The organism is Peribacillus sp. JNUCC 23, assembly GCF_053653995.1.
Map to the genome: position 1 here is coordinate 1,716,236 of NZ_CM132202.1, position 16,536 is coordinate 1,732,771.

General features: G+C 38.8%; 18 protein-coding genes. All 18 read left to right on the plus strand.

Translation table 11 applies throughout. From position 1 onward, the window contains the following. Positions 1 to 6 precede the first annotated feature (6 nt). The 18 genes from ftsY (at position 7) to sucC (ending at position 16,523) form a co-directional block, all read left to right on the plus strand. Positions 7 to 993, plus strand: coding sequence for a signal recognition particle-docking protein FtsY (ftsY, locus tag JNUCC23_RS08160; RefSeq protein WP_403073289.1), 987 nt, complete (start codon positions 7 to 9; stop codon positions 991 to 993). Positions 994 to 1,261: 268 nt separating this feature from the next. Continuing rightward, complete coding sequence (locus tag JNUCC23_RS08165) at positions 1,262 to 1,594, plus strand: putative DNA-binding protein (protein ID WP_062181238.1); 333 nt, start codon at positions 1,262 to 1,264, stop codon at positions 1,592 to 1,594. A gap of 12 nt (positions 1,595 to 1,606) precedes the next feature. After that, on the plus strand, positions 1,607 to 2,947 hold the full coding sequence (gene ffh / locus JNUCC23_RS08170) for a signal recognition particle protein (RefSeq protein WP_454215167.1): 1,341 nt from the start codon (positions 1,607 to 1,609) through the stop codon (positions 2,945 to 2,947). Positions 2,948 to 3,056: 109 nt separating this feature from the next. Next, positions 3,057 to 3,329, plus strand: a complete 273-nt coding sequence (rpsP, locus tag JNUCC23_RS08175) for a 30S ribosomal protein S16 (RefSeq protein WP_049680754.1) — start codon at positions 3,057 to 3,059, stop codon at positions 3,327 to 3,329. A gap of 9 nt (positions 3,330 to 3,338) precedes the next feature. Beyond that, positions 3,339 to 3,569 carry a KH domain-containing protein gene (locus JNUCC23_RS08180; protein ID WP_403073292.1) on the plus strand — a complete coding sequence of 77 codons (231 nt, stop codon included), beginning with the start codon at positions 3,339 to 3,341 and terminating at the stop codon, positions 3,567 to 3,569. A 237-nt stretch (positions 3,570 to 3,806) separates the two neighbouring features. Next, positions 3,807 to 4,193, plus strand: coding sequence for a YlqD family protein (locus JNUCC23_RS08185; protein ID WP_062181230.1), 387 nt, complete (start codon positions 3,807 to 3,809; stop codon positions 4,191 to 4,193). A 10-nt stretch (positions 4,194 to 4,203) separates the two neighbouring features. Continuing rightward, positions 4,204 to 4,719, plus strand: a complete 516-nt coding sequence (gene rimM / locus JNUCC23_RS08190) for a ribosome maturation factor RimM (RefSeq protein ID WP_403073294.1) — start codon at positions 4,204 to 4,206, stop codon at positions 4,717 to 4,719. Next, positions 4,719 to 5,453, plus strand: coding sequence for a tRNA (guanosine(37)-N1)-methyltransferase TrmD (gene trmD / locus JNUCC23_RS08195; RefSeq protein ID WP_062183317.1), 735 nt, complete (start codon positions 4,719 to 4,721; stop codon positions 5,451 to 5,453). Before rimM ends, trmD begins: the two co-directional genes overlap by 1 nt. A gap of 129 nt (positions 5,454 to 5,582) precedes the next feature. Further along, positions 5,583 to 5,930, plus strand: coding sequence for a 50S ribosomal protein L19 (gene rplS, locus JNUCC23_RS08200; protein WP_049680758.1), 348 nt, complete (start codon positions 5,583 to 5,585; stop codon positions 5,928 to 5,930). Positions 5,931 to 6,412: 482 nt separating this feature from the next. Then, positions 6,413 to 6,967 (plus strand): signal peptidase I, encoded by a 555-nt coding sequence (lepB, locus tag JNUCC23_RS08205; RefSeq protein ID WP_062181223.1) that lies wholly within the window; start codon positions 6,413 to 6,415, stop codon positions 6,965 to 6,967. A gap of 18 nt (positions 6,968 to 6,985) precedes the next feature. Continuing rightward, a complete protein-coding gene (gene ylqF, locus JNUCC23_RS08210; protein ID WP_062181220.1) occupies positions 6,986 to 7,855 on the plus strand; it encodes a ribosome biogenesis GTPase YlqF in 870 nt (289 codons plus the stop codon). 296 nt (positions 7,856 to 8,151) lie between these two features. After that, positions 8,152 to 8,922 (plus strand): ribonuclease HII, encoded by a 771-nt coding sequence (locus tag JNUCC23_RS08215; protein ID WP_454215171.1) that lies wholly within the window; start codon positions 8,152 to 8,154, stop codon positions 8,920 to 8,922. Positions 8,923 to 9,147: 225 nt separating this feature from the next. Beyond that, positions 9,148 to 10,992: a hypothetical protein gene (locus JNUCC23_RS08220; protein ID WP_454215173.1), complete on the plus strand. Its 1,845-nt coding sequence runs from the start codon at positions 9,148 to 9,150 to the stop codon at positions 10,990 to 10,992. Then, complete coding sequence (locus JNUCC23_RS08225) at positions 10,989 to 11,288, plus strand: EscU/YscU/HrcU family type III secretion system export apparatus switch protein (RefSeq protein WP_403073301.1); 300 nt, start codon at positions 10,989 to 10,991, stop codon at positions 11,286 to 11,288. Before JNUCC23_RS08220 ends, JNUCC23_RS08225 begins: the two co-directional genes overlap by 4 nt. A gap of 178 nt (positions 11,289 to 11,466) precedes the next feature. Continuing rightward, a complete protein-coding gene (murQ, locus tag JNUCC23_RS08230; protein ID WP_454215175.1) occupies positions 11,467 to 12,384 on the plus strand; it encodes an N-acetylmuramic acid 6-phosphate etherase in 918 nt (305 codons plus the stop codon). Between the two features lie 132 nt (positions 12,385 to 12,516). Then, complete coding sequence (locus JNUCC23_RS08235; protein ID WP_062181208.1) at positions 12,517 to 13,881, plus strand: PTS transporter subunit EIIC; 1,365 nt, start codon at positions 12,517 to 12,519, stop codon at positions 13,879 to 13,881. Between the two features lie 91 nt (positions 13,882 to 13,972). Beyond that, positions 13,973 to 15,049 carry a DUF871 domain-containing protein gene (locus JNUCC23_RS08240; RefSeq protein WP_454215177.1) on the plus strand — a complete coding sequence of 359 codons (1,077 nt, stop codon included), beginning with the start codon at positions 13,973 to 13,975 and terminating at the stop codon, positions 15,047 to 15,049. A gap of 313 nt (positions 15,050 to 15,362) precedes the next feature. Further along, positions 15,363 to 16,523 (plus strand): ADP-forming succinate--CoA ligase subunit beta, encoded by a 1,161-nt coding sequence (gene sucC / locus JNUCC23_RS08245; protein ID WP_062181202.1) that lies wholly within the window; start codon positions 15,363 to 15,365, stop codon positions 16,521 to 16,523. The last annotated feature ends 13 nt before the right edge of the window (positions 16,524 to 16,536 follow it).

Here is a 16,536-nt window from a genome sequence, read left to right on the forward strand (position 1 = left end):
GATTAGATGAGTTTTTTTAAAAAGCTTAAAGAGAAATTCACAACACAAACCGATTCAGTTTCCGAAAAATTTAAAGAAGGCTTAACGAAAACGAGAGATTCATTTGCTGGAAAAGTAAATGATCTTGTTGCTCGTTATAGAAAAGTGGATGAAGAGTTTTTTGAAGAACTAGAAGAAATTCTCATTAGTGCGGATGTTGGTTTTGAAACGGTTATGGAATTGATTGACGAGCTCAAAATGGAAGTGAAGCGTCGCAATATTTCAGATACTAAGGAAGTACAGGCTGTCATTTCTGAGAAGTTGGTTGAAATCTATAACAGTGATGATGAAGGCTCATCTACATTAAATCTGCAAAAGGATGCACTTACTGTTATTTTATTTGTTGGTGTGAATGGTGTCGGGAAAACGACAACAATTGGCAAACTTGCTCACAAATTTAAGTCCGAAGGGAAATCTGTTCTGCTTGCTGCTGGTGATACATTCCGTGCTGGAGCGATTGAACAGTTGGAAGTATGGGGCGAACGTGTAGGTGTTGAAGTCATTAAGCAAGGGGAAGGATCTGATCCTGCAGCTGTGATGTATGACGCTATTCAATCTGCTAAGGCGAGGAAAGCTGATATACTAATATGTGATACAGCAGGTCGACTTCAAAACAAAGTAAACCTGATGAAAGAATTAGAAAAAGTAAAGCGTGTGATTGAAAGAGAAATACCTGGAGCCCCACATGAAGTGCTGCTTGCTTTAGATGCTACGACGGGACAAAATGCGTTAATTCAAGCGAAAACATTCAAGGAAGCTACAAATGTTTCTGGAATTGTATTAACGAAGCTTGATGGGACTGCAAAAGGCGGTATCGTCCTAGCCATTCGCAATGAATTGAAAATTCCCGTTAAATTCGTCGGTCTTGGTGAAAAAATGGATGACTTACAGGAATTCGACGCTGAAAAATATGTGTACGGACTTTTCGCTGATGTAATCGAACAAGAAGCCTAGAACGTAACTTAGATAATCTGATAAATAAGCTAATTTCTTTTGAGGCAACATCCTAAACATTAAGAATAGAAGTTGATTTCATCTCTGAAAACAACTTCTATTAAAAAAAACGGTAAATCTGAAACGGAAGAATATATGTATCGTTTGCACCAAGTAAAAAAAATCAGAAACTGTATTCTGTAAAGGTTTCAGCTTGACATCCGAATAATAAGCAGGTAAACTATAAACTTGTAAAGGGTTTTCACTTAACAGGCAGGGGGTTACACTTATGCTCGAGAAGACAATGCGGATTAATTATCTGTATGATTTCTACCAAACATTGTTAACTGAAAAACAGCAGAGCTATATGTCCCTCTATTATCTGGATGACTACTCTCTAGGCGAGATTGCAAATGAATATGAGGTAAGCAGGCAGGCAGTCTATGACAATATAAAACGAACTGAAGCAATGCTAGAGGAATATGAAGCGAAATTATTGCTATTCCAAAAATTTCAAGAGCGTAATGAATGGATTTCCAAGGTGAAAAAGATGGTGGATGAAGGTTCACTATCGCATGAAACCCTTATAATAGCGATTTCCGAGCTTGAGAAATTAGATTAGGAGGCGGTATGTATGGCATTTGAAGGATTAGCCGACCGACTGCAAGGCACCATGCAAAAGATTCGCGGCAAAGGAAAGGTTAACGAGGCGGACGTAAAGGAAATGATGCGCGAGGTTAGATTAGCGCTTCTTGAAGCCGATGTTAACTTTAAGGTTGTCAAAGATTTTGTCAAACGTGTGAGTGAGAGAGCGGTAGGCCAGGAAGTTCTCAAAAGCTTAACCCCTGGTCAGCAGGTCATAAAAGTCGTTAAAGAGGAATTAACTGAGCTGATGGGCGGCGAACAAAGTAAGATTGCCGTGTCTCCCCGTCCGCCAACTGTTATTTTGATGGTCGGTTTACAAGGCGCGGGGAAAACGACAACAACTGGAAAGCTTGCCAATCTTTTAAGAAAGAAATACAATCGAATGCCTATGCTCGTTGCAGCTGATATTTACCGTCCAGCAGCAATCAAACAATTAGAAACACTTGGTAAACAAATTAATATGCCTGTTTTCTCCCTTGGTGATCAAGTCAGCCCTGTTGAAATAGCAAAACAGGCGATCGAAAAGGCGAAAGAAGATCATCATGATTATGTGCTGATTGATACAGCTGGACGACTTCATATTGATGAAAACTTAATGGATGAATTGAAGGACATTAAAGATTTGACGAAGCCTGATGAGATTTTTCTAGTTGTTGATGCGATGACTGGTCAGGATGCTGTCAATGTCGCCCAAAGCTTCAATGAACAGCTCGGTTTGACTGGTGTCGTATTGACGAAGTTAGATGGAGATACACGAGGTGGAGCAGCTTTATCTATTCGTTCGGTTACAAATACTCCGATTAAATTTGTCGGAATGGGTGAAAAAATGGATGCACTAGAGGCGTTCCATCCAGAACGAATGGCTTCAAGGATTCTCGGTATGGGAGATGTACTAACTTTAATCGAGAAAGCACAGATGAACGTCGATGAGGATAAAGCTAAAGAACTTGAGAAAAAAATGAGAACAGCATCTTTTACGTTCGATGATTTCCTCGAGCAACTTGGCCAAGTGAGAAATATGGGTCCGCTTGACGATTTACTGAAAATGCTCCCTGGAGCAAACAAGATCAAAGGGATGGATAATCTTTCTATTGATGAAAAGCAAATTGGTCATGTCGAAGCGATTATTCGCTCGATGACACTTCAAGAAAAAGAACATCCTGAAGTCATCAATTCAGGTCGGAAAAAACGAATTGCTAAGGGAAGTGGACGATCGATTCAAGAAGTAAATCGCTTACTTAAGCAGTTTGAGGACATGAAGAAGATGATGAAACAATTTACAAACATGCCTAAAGGCAAGAAAAAGGGATTTAAACTCCCATTCATGTAAAGTTTTTAACAGATTACACACGTCTGTTAAGAAAAAAACCTTTACAAACATGCTAGACATTTGATAATATATTATCTTGTGTGAAACTATTCGGAGGTGCTTATTTAAAATGGCAGTAAAAATTCGCTTAAAACGTATGGGAGCTAAAAAGACTCCTTTCTATCGTATCGTAGTTGCAGATGCTCGTTCACCACGTGATGGACGTTATATTGAAGTTGTTGGGACATACAATCCAGTAACTCAACCTGCACAAATTCAAATCAACGAAGAGCTTGCTCTTAAATGGTTACAAGACGGTGCAAAACCATCTGATACAGTACGTAACTTATTCTCAAACCAAGGCATTATGGAGAAATTCCACAATGCAAAACTAGGTAAGTAATTTTCCTAGATGAAAGACTTAATTGAAACAATTGTTTCAGCTCTTGTCGATCATCCGAGAGATGTTCAAGTAATGTCTCGGGAAGAAGATGACCGAATCCTTTACACCCTCTCTGTTCATAAGGAGGATATGGGGAAAGTCATCGGAAAACAAGGGCGTGTAGCTAAGGCGATTCGGACTGTGGTATATGCAGCAGGATCCTCACAGCATAAGAAAATCTATTTGGAGATTTCCGAATAAGGGAGGGTTAATACCCCTCCTTTTTTTGTAATAAAAAAATAGTACCACTCTAGAAATATACTCGCCGTAAATCCAAATCAATGAAATCATCGTTACATATTGGGTATAATAAAGCATGCATATTAAAAGTTGTTTAATCTTACATATAGAACAAAAACGCAAATGCTGAATAACTTATAGATATCACATTGTAAGGGTTTAGCATGAAAGAAATACAAACATGTAGGAGGCGCTGGAATGAAAATTATCAAATCAGTCATGGTTAATCAAGTATTAACAGAGACCAGCAAGAATCAACTCCTTGAAAAGTACAAATCAAAACGTCTTCAACTTCAAAAAGAATCGGAACAATTGCGCTTTGAATTGAAGAAATTAGAGAAGACGAGAAATTTTCAACCAGCGAGTCTTCGTACCCACTTCGAAAAAGAAGTCAATCAACGACAAGATAAAATTAAACTAATAGAATTTCAAATCGAACAATTGGAAATATTACCAATTGGAAGCGAATTAAAAGAACGTGAAATCCAAGGTATTGTAAGTGTAGAAATAGGCGACAACTGGGATGAAATCATACACACAAAAACGATTGTGATAAAGGATGGAGTTGTCTCTGAAATCCGTTAGAGGTGATAGTATGGAAAATTGGTTTAATGTAGGGAAAATTGTAAATACACATGGAATCAAAGGAGAAGTCCGAGTTATATCTAAAACGGACTTTGCAGAAGAGCGTTACAAGCCCAAAAACGTTTTACATCTATTCAAAGGAAATGATAAACCGATGGCACTCACAATTGAGAGCCATCGTAAACATAAGAATTTTGATTTGTTGACCTTTGAAGGATATTACAATGTAAACATGGCTGAGTCTTTAAGAGATGGGATATTAAAAGTGCCAGAAACACAGCTTGGTCAGCTAGATGAAAATGAATTTTATTTTCATGAAATTATTGGGTGTATGATTTTCACAGATGCTGGTGAAGAAATTGGCCAAATTCATGAAATTTTAACACCTGGTGCTAATGATGTTTGGGTTGTGAAAGGTAAAAAAGGGAAAGACATCTTAATCCCTTATATCAAACAAATTGTAAAAGAAGTGGATATAGCTAACAAAAAGATCATCATTACTCCTATGGAAGGGCTGCTTGATTGATGAAAATTGATGTCCTCTCCTTATTTCCGGAAATGTTCGAAGGTGTTTTCGGTTCTTCGATATTGAAAAAAGCTAGCGAGAAAGATGCCGTAACCTTTCAAGTAACAAACTTTCGTGAGTATGCCGATAATAAGCATTCGACTGTTGATGATTATCCATATGGCGGTGGAGCTGGCATGGTTTTGAAGCCGCAACCGATTTTTGATGCAGTTGATGCTTTAAGCGCTCAATCCGAGACAAAACCAAAAGTCATTCTTCTTTGCCCACAAGGGGAACGCTATGATCAAAGGAAGGCAGAAGAATTGGCGAAAGAAGATCATCTCATTTTCATTTGCGGTCATTACGAAGGGTACGACGAACGAATTAGAGAACATGTCGTAACAGATGAAATTTCAATTGGCGACTATGTACTAACCGGTGGTGAACTGGGGGCAATGGTCGTTATTGACAGTGTTGTTCGGCTATTGCCAGGTGTGCTTGGAAATGAAGACTCACAAGTCCATGATTCTTTTTCCACAGGCTTGCTAGAGCATCCGCATTATACAAGACCCTCAGATTTTAGAGGTATGAAAGTACCGGACGAGCTTATTTCCGGAAATCACAAGAAAATTGATGAGTGGCGAACAAAGGAAACACTGCGAAGAACGTGGAATCGCCGTCCTGATTTGTTAGAAAACTACTCATTAAATGATAGTGAGAAAAAATTATTAGCAGAGATTCAAAAGGAAAAATGACGACACTTGTAATTCTTCTATTATTATGATATGATATTTTTCGTGACTTGAGCAATAATGTTCAGTCTTATAACGATGTTCCGCTGCAACGCTAATGTTGGCAAGAGCATCCGGGAGGAGTAGATAAACATGCAACAACTTATTCAAGAAATTACTAAAGAACAACTTCGTACTGATCTTCCAGCGTTCCGTCCTGGTGACACTGTACGTGTACACGTAAAAATAGTTGAGGGAACTCGCGAACGTATCCAGTTATTTGAAGGTGTTGTAATTAAACGCCGCGGTGGTGGAATCAGCGAAACCTTCACAGTACGTAAAATTTCGTACGGTGTTGGTGTTGAGCGTGCATTTCCTTTACACTCACCAAAAGTAGCTAAATTAGAAGTAGTTCGTTTCGGTAAAGTCCGTCGTGCTAAACTTTACTACCTACGTGAGCTTCGTGGTAAAAAAGCACGTATTAAAGAGATGCGCCGCTAATCAGCATAATCTCATTGATTTTGCGTGTTAACAGGATTGAACTTAACAGAAACAGTATATAAGTGCGTGTTCAAAAAGAAGGATAAGAAGAGCCGAGAAGTTCGAGGAGCGAATCTCGAGAGGGCTGGAGCGTATGTAGTAATACGTGAGGACCGAAGAGACAGAGCTTTGATGCAATTCGACAGCTATTTTTACCGGACTTTTTGAACATCCTCTATAAGGTAAGACATCCGTCGGTGGGGATTAGGTCCACCGATGGTCAGTTGAACCGATTGGGCTTTTACGGATAGTTGATCCTCATCATGCTTCTTTGGGCTTAGATAGAGGAAACGACCGTTAATGCGGGTGAAATTAGGAGCTTGTTTATCAGGCTCCTTTTTTGTACCCGAAGTGAGAAAGACCTCGTATAAGATACCTAGTAGTTTTCCTTATCCCCTATATTCTAGTGAAATGAGAAGTGCTTCACTGCAAGGAGGATTATTGTGGCAAAGAAAAAGAATGAGATTTGGGAATGGACAAAAGCGATTTTGATTGCTGTTCTTCTTGTGGTAGTCATTCGTTATTTCCTATTTGCACCGATCGTTGTAGATGGATATTCTATGGCTCCTACTTTGGATACACAAGAACGAATGATTGTCGATAAATTCAATTACAAAATAAGCGATCCAGATCGCTTTGATATTATCGTTTTTCATGCTCCAGAAGGTAAAGATTATATAAAGCGGATAATCGGTCTTCCAGGAGATAAAGTTGAATATAACGATGATACCTTATATGTGAATGGAAAAGCTTATCCTGAGCCGTATTTAGATGAATATAAGAAGCAGCTGACAGATGGCGGTCCGTTAACAGAATCATTTACCTTAATGGATATTACCAATAGTGACACAGTACCTAAGGGGCATCTCTTTGTAATGGGTGATAATAGACGCGCAAGTAAAGATAGCCGGTATATTGGATATGTATCATTTGATAAGGTGGTAGGCAAAACAAAATTAGTATATTGGCCAATTAACAGATTTAGATTGGTTGAATAGTTAGGAAGGTGGATTCCATTGACGATACAGTGGTTCCCAGGCCATATGGCCAAAGCGAGAAGAGAAGTAACGGAAAAACTAAAATTAGTTGATATTATTTACGAATTAGTGGATGCAAGAATCCCGCTAGCATCGAGAAATCCGATGATAGATGAAATTATTCAGCATAAGCCAAGAGTTATTTTATTAAATAAAGCTGATATGGCAGACCCAGCCAGAACGAAGGAATGGCTCGCATATTATCAATCACAAGGAAAAAAGGCCATTGCCATTAATTCGCAAGAAGGACAAGGTCTTGGGCAAATTACCGCGGCATCAAAAGAGCTGCTGAAAGATAAATTTGACCGTATGAAAGCAAAGGGAATCAAGCCAAGAGCGATTCGTGCCATGATCGTCGGTATTCCAAATGCTGGAAAGTCGACGCTTATTAATCGATTAGCGAAGAAAAACATTGCTAAAACGGGTAATACACCAGGTGTAACGAAAGCACAGCAGTGGATTAAGGTTGGTAAAGAGCTTGAGTTATTGGATACACCAGGTATATTATGGCCAAAATTTGAGGATCAAGAAGTCGGCATGAAGCTTGCGTTGACAGGTGCCATTAAAGATACTTTATTAAATCTACATGAAATATCTCTATACGGTATCCGCTTTTTAGAAAAAGAATATCCTGCACGTTTAAAGGAACGTTATAATCTTGAAGTGATTCCCACAGAAACAGTGGAGCTATTTGATGTGATTGGGAAATTCCGAGGATGCTTAGCAGCTGGGGGAATGGTCGATTACGATAAAACAGCCGAGCTAGTTGTTCGCGAAATCCGTTCTCAAAAAATGGGCCCATTAACCTTTGAAAAGCCAAGTGATATGGCTGAACAAACTGAAGAATGAATAAGGAGCAGGAGTGCATGTAAACAGTCAAACTGTTTGACGCAAATTCCTGCTTTTTTGTATGGAGGACATGGGGACAGGTCTTCGCGACGAACTAATATAGGCAATCTACTTAGCAGGTATACTGATTTTATTAAGAAATATCCAAAATTCAGGCTCCGCACCACCGCCATTGCGATTAGGTGGTGTAGGGTGCTTATATATGGTAAATGGTAGTGTTTTAACGCCATACAAGTTTTGTATTACAGATTATGAAAAGTATGAAGATGCCGATAAATAACACAAAGGTGAAAAAAATGACAAAGAATATGAAAATAAAGGACATTGCCGAAAGACTATCTACAATTAAAGAACCTAGTGATCCTTTTCTTGATCAATGTAAAATGGATGATCGAAAAGGTGTGAGTGATCTTTTACTAAAATGGAACAATCATTATCAAAAAGAGCTCCATTTACAAAAGGCATTTAAACAAATGTGTACAAATGAAACTGAACTTAGAAAACAAGGTTTCTCAATTGTTGCTGGGATTGATGAAGTAGGTAGAGGGCCGCTCGCAGGACCTGTTGTCGCTTGTGCTGTGATCCTACCGGAAGACTTTTACTGTCTAGGTCTTACTGATTCAAAGCAGTTATCCGAAACAAAGCGAAATCATTTTTTTGATATCATCCGCGATCAAGCGATGGCAATTGGTACAGGTATTATAGATAACGAAGAAATTGATAAAATAAATATTTATGAAGCAACAAAGAAAGCGATGCTAATGGCGGTAAAGAATCTAAGTATATTGCCAGACTATTTACTAATTGATGCAATGAAACTTGAAACTCCTGTTCCACAGCTGTCGATAATAAAAGGCGATAGTAAAAGTATCTCAATTGCGGCAGCATCAATCATAGCAAAAGTGACGCGAGATCAAATGATGAAAGAGTATGCAGTTCAGTATCCACACTATGCATTTGAGAAGAATATGGGATATGGAACGAAAGCGCATTTAGAAGGATTAGAACAATTTGGGATCACTCCATGGCATAGGAGGAGTTTTTCACCTGTAAAAGAAATGTCTTAGAGAGGATTTTAAAGAGTTCGGTAAAATAGCTTGAGAATTATGTCATCGCGCATGTCCTGTGCGCAACATAGAAGTCAGCACAACCTGTGCAAGTCCAGTCACAAATGTTACTGTATACGCGTAAGGTTCCAAAGGTGCGTTCCTTGAACTTCTCGGCTCTTTTTTATCCTCCTTATTGAACACGTATTTAGAGAAATAAAACGAATGGTTTTAGGATGTGGCATAATGCAACCGACTCAATTACTAACGCACACAAGACCGGTGGATGGGCTTCAAGGGAAAATGACATTCCATAGTGGCCAAATTTTGCTTGGGAAAATGACAAAGCTGTTTCCGAATAATATGGCATCGGTACAAATCGGTTCACAAATGGTTATGGCGGCTTTGGATGTACCTTTGAAGGCTGGAGAAAGATATTGGCTTCAAGTGCAACCAGATGACGGACAAGTCCGTTTCAAGCTTCTTGAAGCTATTGCTTCAAGTGAGATGGGAAGTAGTAAGGCGGCAGAACAAGTACTAACACATCTATCTCTTGGCAAGAGCAAAGAAGCAACCTTCATTGCAGACTATTTTTTGAAAAATGAATTGCCGATTACAAAAGAGATTATGGAGGAGTCACTTCGTTTTTTTAAGGATTCTAGTATAACAGGTCAAGGACTTACCATCATTAAAACGATGCTTGTTCAAGAGCTTCCGTTTGTAAAAGATGTATTTATGGCCCTACAATCTGTGGAAAACGGAAAACCATTTCATATCATTTTGTCAACTCTTCTTCAGAATCTATTAAAAAGTGAAAAACACACGCCTACTTCGGCGCAAACAAAAGCACTACTAGAAACTCTTGTACTTCCGAAACAAGAGTTAATGGAAAAAATGGGTATGCAAAAAGTCCTTTCGCTATGGTTAAAAGCTGAAACTCCTGTTCATGTCCGTGAGGGAGCCTATACACTCCTGCAAAATGCTGGGTTAATTCCTCATCATGTATCTGAATCAGAGTTACTGTCTGCTTTTCTAGACAAAATCATGCCTTCGGGAAGAAGCAATGCAACAGCTGTCGTAAGGGAGGGTTTATCGTACCTTTCCAGTCAAGGACTCATTCAGCCTACTGAAACAAACGATATATTAGGTGAATTAAATCGTTTATTACGTAATGCTGGAGAAAGACAAAACCTACATATCACGTCACTTGCAAAAACGCTCTTGTCGGCTGTTCATGCAAATTTTGAAGCGAAGGCTTTTATCAGTGCTGACCAAGGACAAAATCCAGTGATAAAGCTATTAAACAATAATCCAGATACAGTTCAAGTGGCAAGCAGTAAGATCGGTGAACTTTTACTAAAAGTTGCTACATCTGACCAAATCGTAACTGATACAACGGAACCCCAAACTGTTGCATTAAAATCTGTTTTACAAAACGATTTTAAAGTAGTCGATTTTTCGAATGCTGGATCGTTATCTTCTTCATTCAAAAAGATCATATCTCAAATGGGATTTGGATTTGAATCCGTCTTAGCTACAGAAAAGCAAGTATCCGATAATCAATTGGAAACGCTAAAACCATTATTAATGAAATTGATGCAGGAGGATCTGTCAATGACCGTTAAAAATTCGGCGGAGCAGGCTATTCAACGAATTACAGCCCAGCAAATTCTGGCTCAGGAAAATGGTCCGCTTCAACAGCTGTTCATGCAAATTCCATTAACAATGGGGACACATCAAACTGATTTAACGATGCAGTGGACGGGAAGAAGAAAAAAAGATGGTACGATAGACCCGGCATATTGCCGAATTCTCTTTTATTTAGAACTTGAATCTCTTAAAGAAACAATCATTGATATGGGCGTTCAAAATCGTGTTGTTAACGTGTCGATTATCCATGAACATCCTGATCGGCTTGAAATGCTTGTGACGCCATTTATTGAAGTGCTAAAGAAAAATTTAGAGGAAATGGACTATAAGTTATCAAGTATTGTTTTTGAAAATGAGGCTGGAAAGACACAGCTAAAGAAAAAGTCACAAGTTGCCATTAATATGAACGATACTTATAGTGGATTGGATTTACGAATATGAGTGAAAAACGAAAAGCAGCGATTGCTCTGCAATACGATGCAAAAAAAGAATCAGTCCCGAAAGTACTTGCAAAAGGCAAAGGAAAAGTTGCAGAAAACATTCTTGAAGCGGCCAAAGAACATAATATCCCGATTCAGGAAGATCCATCATTAGCAGAGCTACTTGGTAAGCTGGACATAAATAAAAAAATACCAGAAGAGTTATACATTGCGGTTGCAGAAGTATTTGCTTTTGTATATAAGGCGGATAAAGAAGCGAATAAACAAAAAAATGATAATTTAGGATATAAAAAGTAAGGGTCGGACTTCACACTTCATACACAATAAGCTGTGTATTGTAGTTGTGGAGTCTGACTCTTTTATTTTGGTGAATATGTAAAAAATGATTGGAATAAATTTTCATATAAAACTATATTCCAATCAATTTTTTTAAAAGTACCTGCTTATTACACGAATATAGAGGAGGAGAAATTGGATGAATTTAAACAATATTTTAACTGAAAAAAGAAACCCTAATACGATGAATATCGATGAACTTTCCAGTATTGATGTCATAAAAATGATTAATCAGGAAGATAAAAAAGTTCCTACAGCAGTTGAGTCTATTCTTCCTGAAATCGCCGATATGGTTGATAAAATTGTGAATTCTTTTCAAAATGGCGGAAGGCTAATTTATGTTGGAGCAGGAACGAGTGGAAGATTGGGTGTTCTTGATGCTTCAGAATGTCCCCCAACGTATGGAACCGATCCAAGTCTTGTAGTTGGCCTTATTGCCGGTAGTTTGAAGGCGCTTCAATTGGCGGTAGAGGGAGCTGAAGATGACCAAGAACAAGCTATAGAAGATATTAAAAACTTACATGTTTCAGAGAAGGATTGTGTGATTGGAATTGCTGCCAGCGGTCGAACACCTTACACAATTTCAGCGATGAAACAAGCGAGAGAGCTAGGAGCAACTGTAGGTGCTGTTATTTGCAGTCCCCACTCAGAAATGGAAAGTGTAGCTGACATATCAATGTTTGTAGAAGTAGGACCTGAGGTAATTACTGGTTCGACCCGAATGAAGGCAGGGACAGCTCAGAAGCTAGTGTTAAATATGCTTACAACAGCCAGCATGATTAAAATAGGTAAAGTGTATAGCAATTTAATGGTTGATGTGCAACCAACCAATGAAAAACTTCGTGTACGGGCAAAGGCTATTGTCGTAGAAGCAACAGGTGCAACTATAACAGACGCAGAGGATGCTTTACAGAAATATGGTTCTGTTAAAACTGCTATTCTATCAATTGTAACAGGGGTAGAGGGAAACGACGTACAAGAAACATTGAATAAACATCATGGGGAACTAAAAGCAGCAATCGAGGAATTAATGAAAGAAAATACTAACGGAAATTAAAATCGGCTAGAACATGTTTTTCGTATCAGCATCATAGAATGAACCAACTCCTGAAAATCTGGAAATGGAGTTGGTTCGATTAAAATTATTTCATGGAAATTAGTCATCTAATAAAGAGGGTGGGGGAAAGAAATGAGAAAGGAAGAACGCTTAGCAAAAGAGATAAGTGAAAAAGTCGGAGGAGCTTCGAATATTAGTCAAGTTGCTCATTGTATGACTAGACTACGCTTGCAGTTGAAAGATGCTGGCAAAGCAAACATTGTCGAAATTAAAGCGGTAGAAGGGGTAATGGGAGTTATTGAGGACGAAACCTTACAGATTGTCATCGGACCAGGGTTGGTAAATAAAGTGGCTTTAGAAATGAGTGCGCTTACAGGTCTTGCTGTAGGTGAAGTGGATGAAGAAAAATTGGATGATTTAGCAACGATAAAGCACAATGAAATACGTTCGAAAAACAATACACCTTTTAAAAATTTGCTAAGAAAAATCGGTAATATTTTTATCCCACTAATCCCTGCTTTAGTTGCTTCAGGTATTATAAATGGAGCAGCCAACTTTGCCAAGAACGCAGGTGTTGATCCTACAGCAACTTGGATGCAGTTATTATTATTTATGGGTGGCGGTATTTTTGCCTACTTAGGTGTACTTGTCGGTTGGAATACGGCAAAAGAATTTGGTGGCACACCGGCACTCGGGGCCATTGCTGGAATCTTCATCTTCAACCCTGCCCTTGCCACCGTAGAGTTGTTTGGAGAAGCGCTTCAACCGGGACGTGGCGGATTATTTGCTGTGATCTTTGCAGCCTGGCTGATGGCCGCTACCGAAAAACGAGTTCGTACAATCATCCCAAATGCCGTTGATATTATTTTAACACCTTTAATTACGGTCTTATTTGTTGGTTTTTTAACGTTATTGCTAATCCAGCCAATTGGCGGCTATTTTACAGCAGGAATTACAAATGGAATTAATGCGATTATTGAATATGGTGGAGTATTCGCCGGCTTTATACTAGCAGGTACATTCTTACCACTTGTAATGGTCGGCCTTCACCACGGCTTAACCCCAATCCATATGGAATTAATCTCAAGTACTGGTGTTACAATTCTGCTTCCAATTTTAGCGATGGCTGGAGCTGGTCAAGTCGGTGCAGCTATTGCTATTTTTGTCAAAACGAAAAATAAGAAATTGAAGAATATTATCAAGGGTGGATTGCCTGTTGGATTTTTAGGAATTGGCGAACCCTTACTTTACGGGGTTACATTACCACTTGGGCGGCCGTTTTTAACTGCTTGTCTTGGCGGTGCAATGGGCGGCGCTTTCCAGGCATTTGCACAAACGGCTTCAACGGGGATTGGAGTATCAGGTCTATCACTTATTCCGCTAATCGATGGGAAATATGTGATGTATTTTCTCGGGCTTTTAGTTGCGTATGCTTTTGGCTTTATTTTCACCTACCTTTTCGGTTTTAAAGAAGGAATGGCTGATAATATTAAGTGAAGGGAAGAGGTGTTCCGAAAGGGTGTGACCTTTCGTTATGGGACACCCTCTTCTTTTTTGAATTTAAACGACTTGTGTAGGAGGAATGATGATGTTAGGATGTTCAGTTTATCTTGGACACATAAGTGATGAAGCACAGGATGCGTATCTAAAAGAAATGTCACAGGTGGGATTTCAGTTTATTTTCACCTCAATTCATATACCTGAAGACGATTCGACTCACTTTAAGGACTTACTAAAAACTTTAGGTAGACAGGCGCTATCATACAATATGGATTTGATGGCCGACATTTCTCCTATTGCCTTTCAGCTTTTAGGATTCACACCGGAAACCATTGGAGAAATAAAGGAGTGGGGAGTAAATGGATTAAGGGTTGATTATGGCATGGGGCCCTCTACCATTGCTAAACTTTCACACACTATGAAGATTGCGTTGAATGCGAGTACAATTAATCTTGATTTTTTTCAAGATCTTTTAAAAGAAAATATCAATCTGAATCAAACAGAGGCATGGCATAATTATTATCCTCGAATCGAAACAGGTCTTGATAAGGGGGACTTTATTAAACAAAACACGATGCTTAAGAAATTAGGATTTAAGGTAATGGCATTTGCTCCAGGAGATGGGGTGCTCAGAGGGCCACTTTACGATGGATTGCCTACACTCGAGAAACACCGTAATGTATCGCCCTTTCAATCTTATCTTGAGTTAATTCATGCATGCGGTGTAGACAAGGTGGCGATTGGAGACATTTCGCTTAAAAAAGATACCATTTTCCAATTTAAAAAAGTAATGGATGGTACAATTCCGCTAAGAAGTATCTTATATTCACAGCATCCGCCAACAAAATCCATCATCGCCCTAGACCATTGTAATCGCATGGATGCTGCGCGGGATGTCATTCGATCAGAAACATCAAGAATTTATACCGCGAACCAGAATTATAGCATTCACCCCGAGAATACAACTGAAAGAGTAGTAGGTAGCATAACGATCGATAATGAACGGTATGGTCGTTATCAAGGGGAAATGCAAATTGTGAAAAGGGATTTGCCGATTAATGGAAAAGTAAATGTAGTCGGCCGAGTTATTGAGGAAGACCTAAGTCTATTAAAGTATATAAAATCAGGTCAAGATTTCACCATTATAGATCATTTATTGAACTAGCTAATTCTCGGAGTAAAAAGAATTGTAGAAAAGTTTTAGTGGGTTTAAGTAGACAAGTAAAATTCCATTATATACAATGAAAACGTAAGCTATTTCATCCCATATGAAAACGTTATATTTAATATAGTTAGCTTCTCTGTAAATCGAAGAGAAGTTAGGACCATTTCGATGAGACGGATTAAAATGATTGGTTGTTTAATTCCGGCTTTTTAACATGTTTATCATGTACATCATTCGAATTTGGTGTAAAATGGGATATGTGTTTTGCGTTTTATCATTTTAAGAGTTTTATAGTTGACAAGGAGGATGGGAAATGAATATCCATGAGTATCAAGGTAAAGAGATCCTCAAACAATACGGGGTATCTGTTCCGAGTGGCCGTGTAGCATACACTGTTGAGGAAGCCGTTGAGGCCGCCAAAGAACTAGGAACAGAAGTTGTTGTTGTGAAAGCTCAAATTCACGCAGGCGGCCGCGGTAAAGCGGGCGGTGTTAAGGTTGCGAAAAATCTTGATGAAGCGCGTACATATGCAGAAGAAATTCTTGGGAAAACGCTTATCACTCACCAAACTGGTCCTGAAGGGCAAGAAGTGAAGCGTCTGTTGATTGAAGAAGGCTGCGACATTAAGAAAGAGTACTATGTGGGTCTTGTTTTGGACCGTGATACATCGCGTGTCGTTCTAATGGCTTCAGAAGAAGGCGGAACGGAAATCGAAGAAGTGGCAGAAAAGACACCTGAAAAAATCTTTAAGGAAGTAATTGATCCAGTTGTTGGTTTATCAGCATTCCAAGCTAGGAGAATTGCTTTTAATATTAATATCCCTAAGGAATTAATCAATAAAACTGTAAAGTTCATGTTGGGTCTATATACTGCATTTGTTGAAAAAGATTGTTCAATTGCAGAAATCAATCCACTTGTAATAACAGGTGACGGAAGTGTAATGGCATTGGACGCTAAAATGAACTTTGATGATAACGCTTTATTCCGTCATAAAGATATTTTAGAATACCGTGATCTTGACGAAGAAGATCCAAAAGAAATTGAAGCATCGAAATATGACTTAAGCTATATTTCATTAACTGGAAATATCGGTTGTATGGTAAACGGTGCAGGTCTTGCGATGTCTACGATGGATATCATCAAACATTACAGTGGCGACCCAGCGAACTTCCTTGATGTTGGCGGCGGTGCGACTGCAGAAAAAGTTACAGAAGCATTCAAAATTATTTTATCTGACAAAAATGTAAAAGGTATTTTTGTAAACATTTTTGGCGGAATTATGAAGTGTGATGTAATTGCTGAAGGTGTGGTTGAAGCAGCTAAACAATTAGGGCTTGATGTTCCAGTTGTTGTTCGTCTTGAAGGGACAAACGTTGAACTAGGTAAACAGATTTTGAAAGATTCCGGTTTGAATTTGACACCTGCTGAATCGATGGCAGACGGTGCACAAAAAATCGTATCACTTGTAGGATAATAGGCAGGGGGGA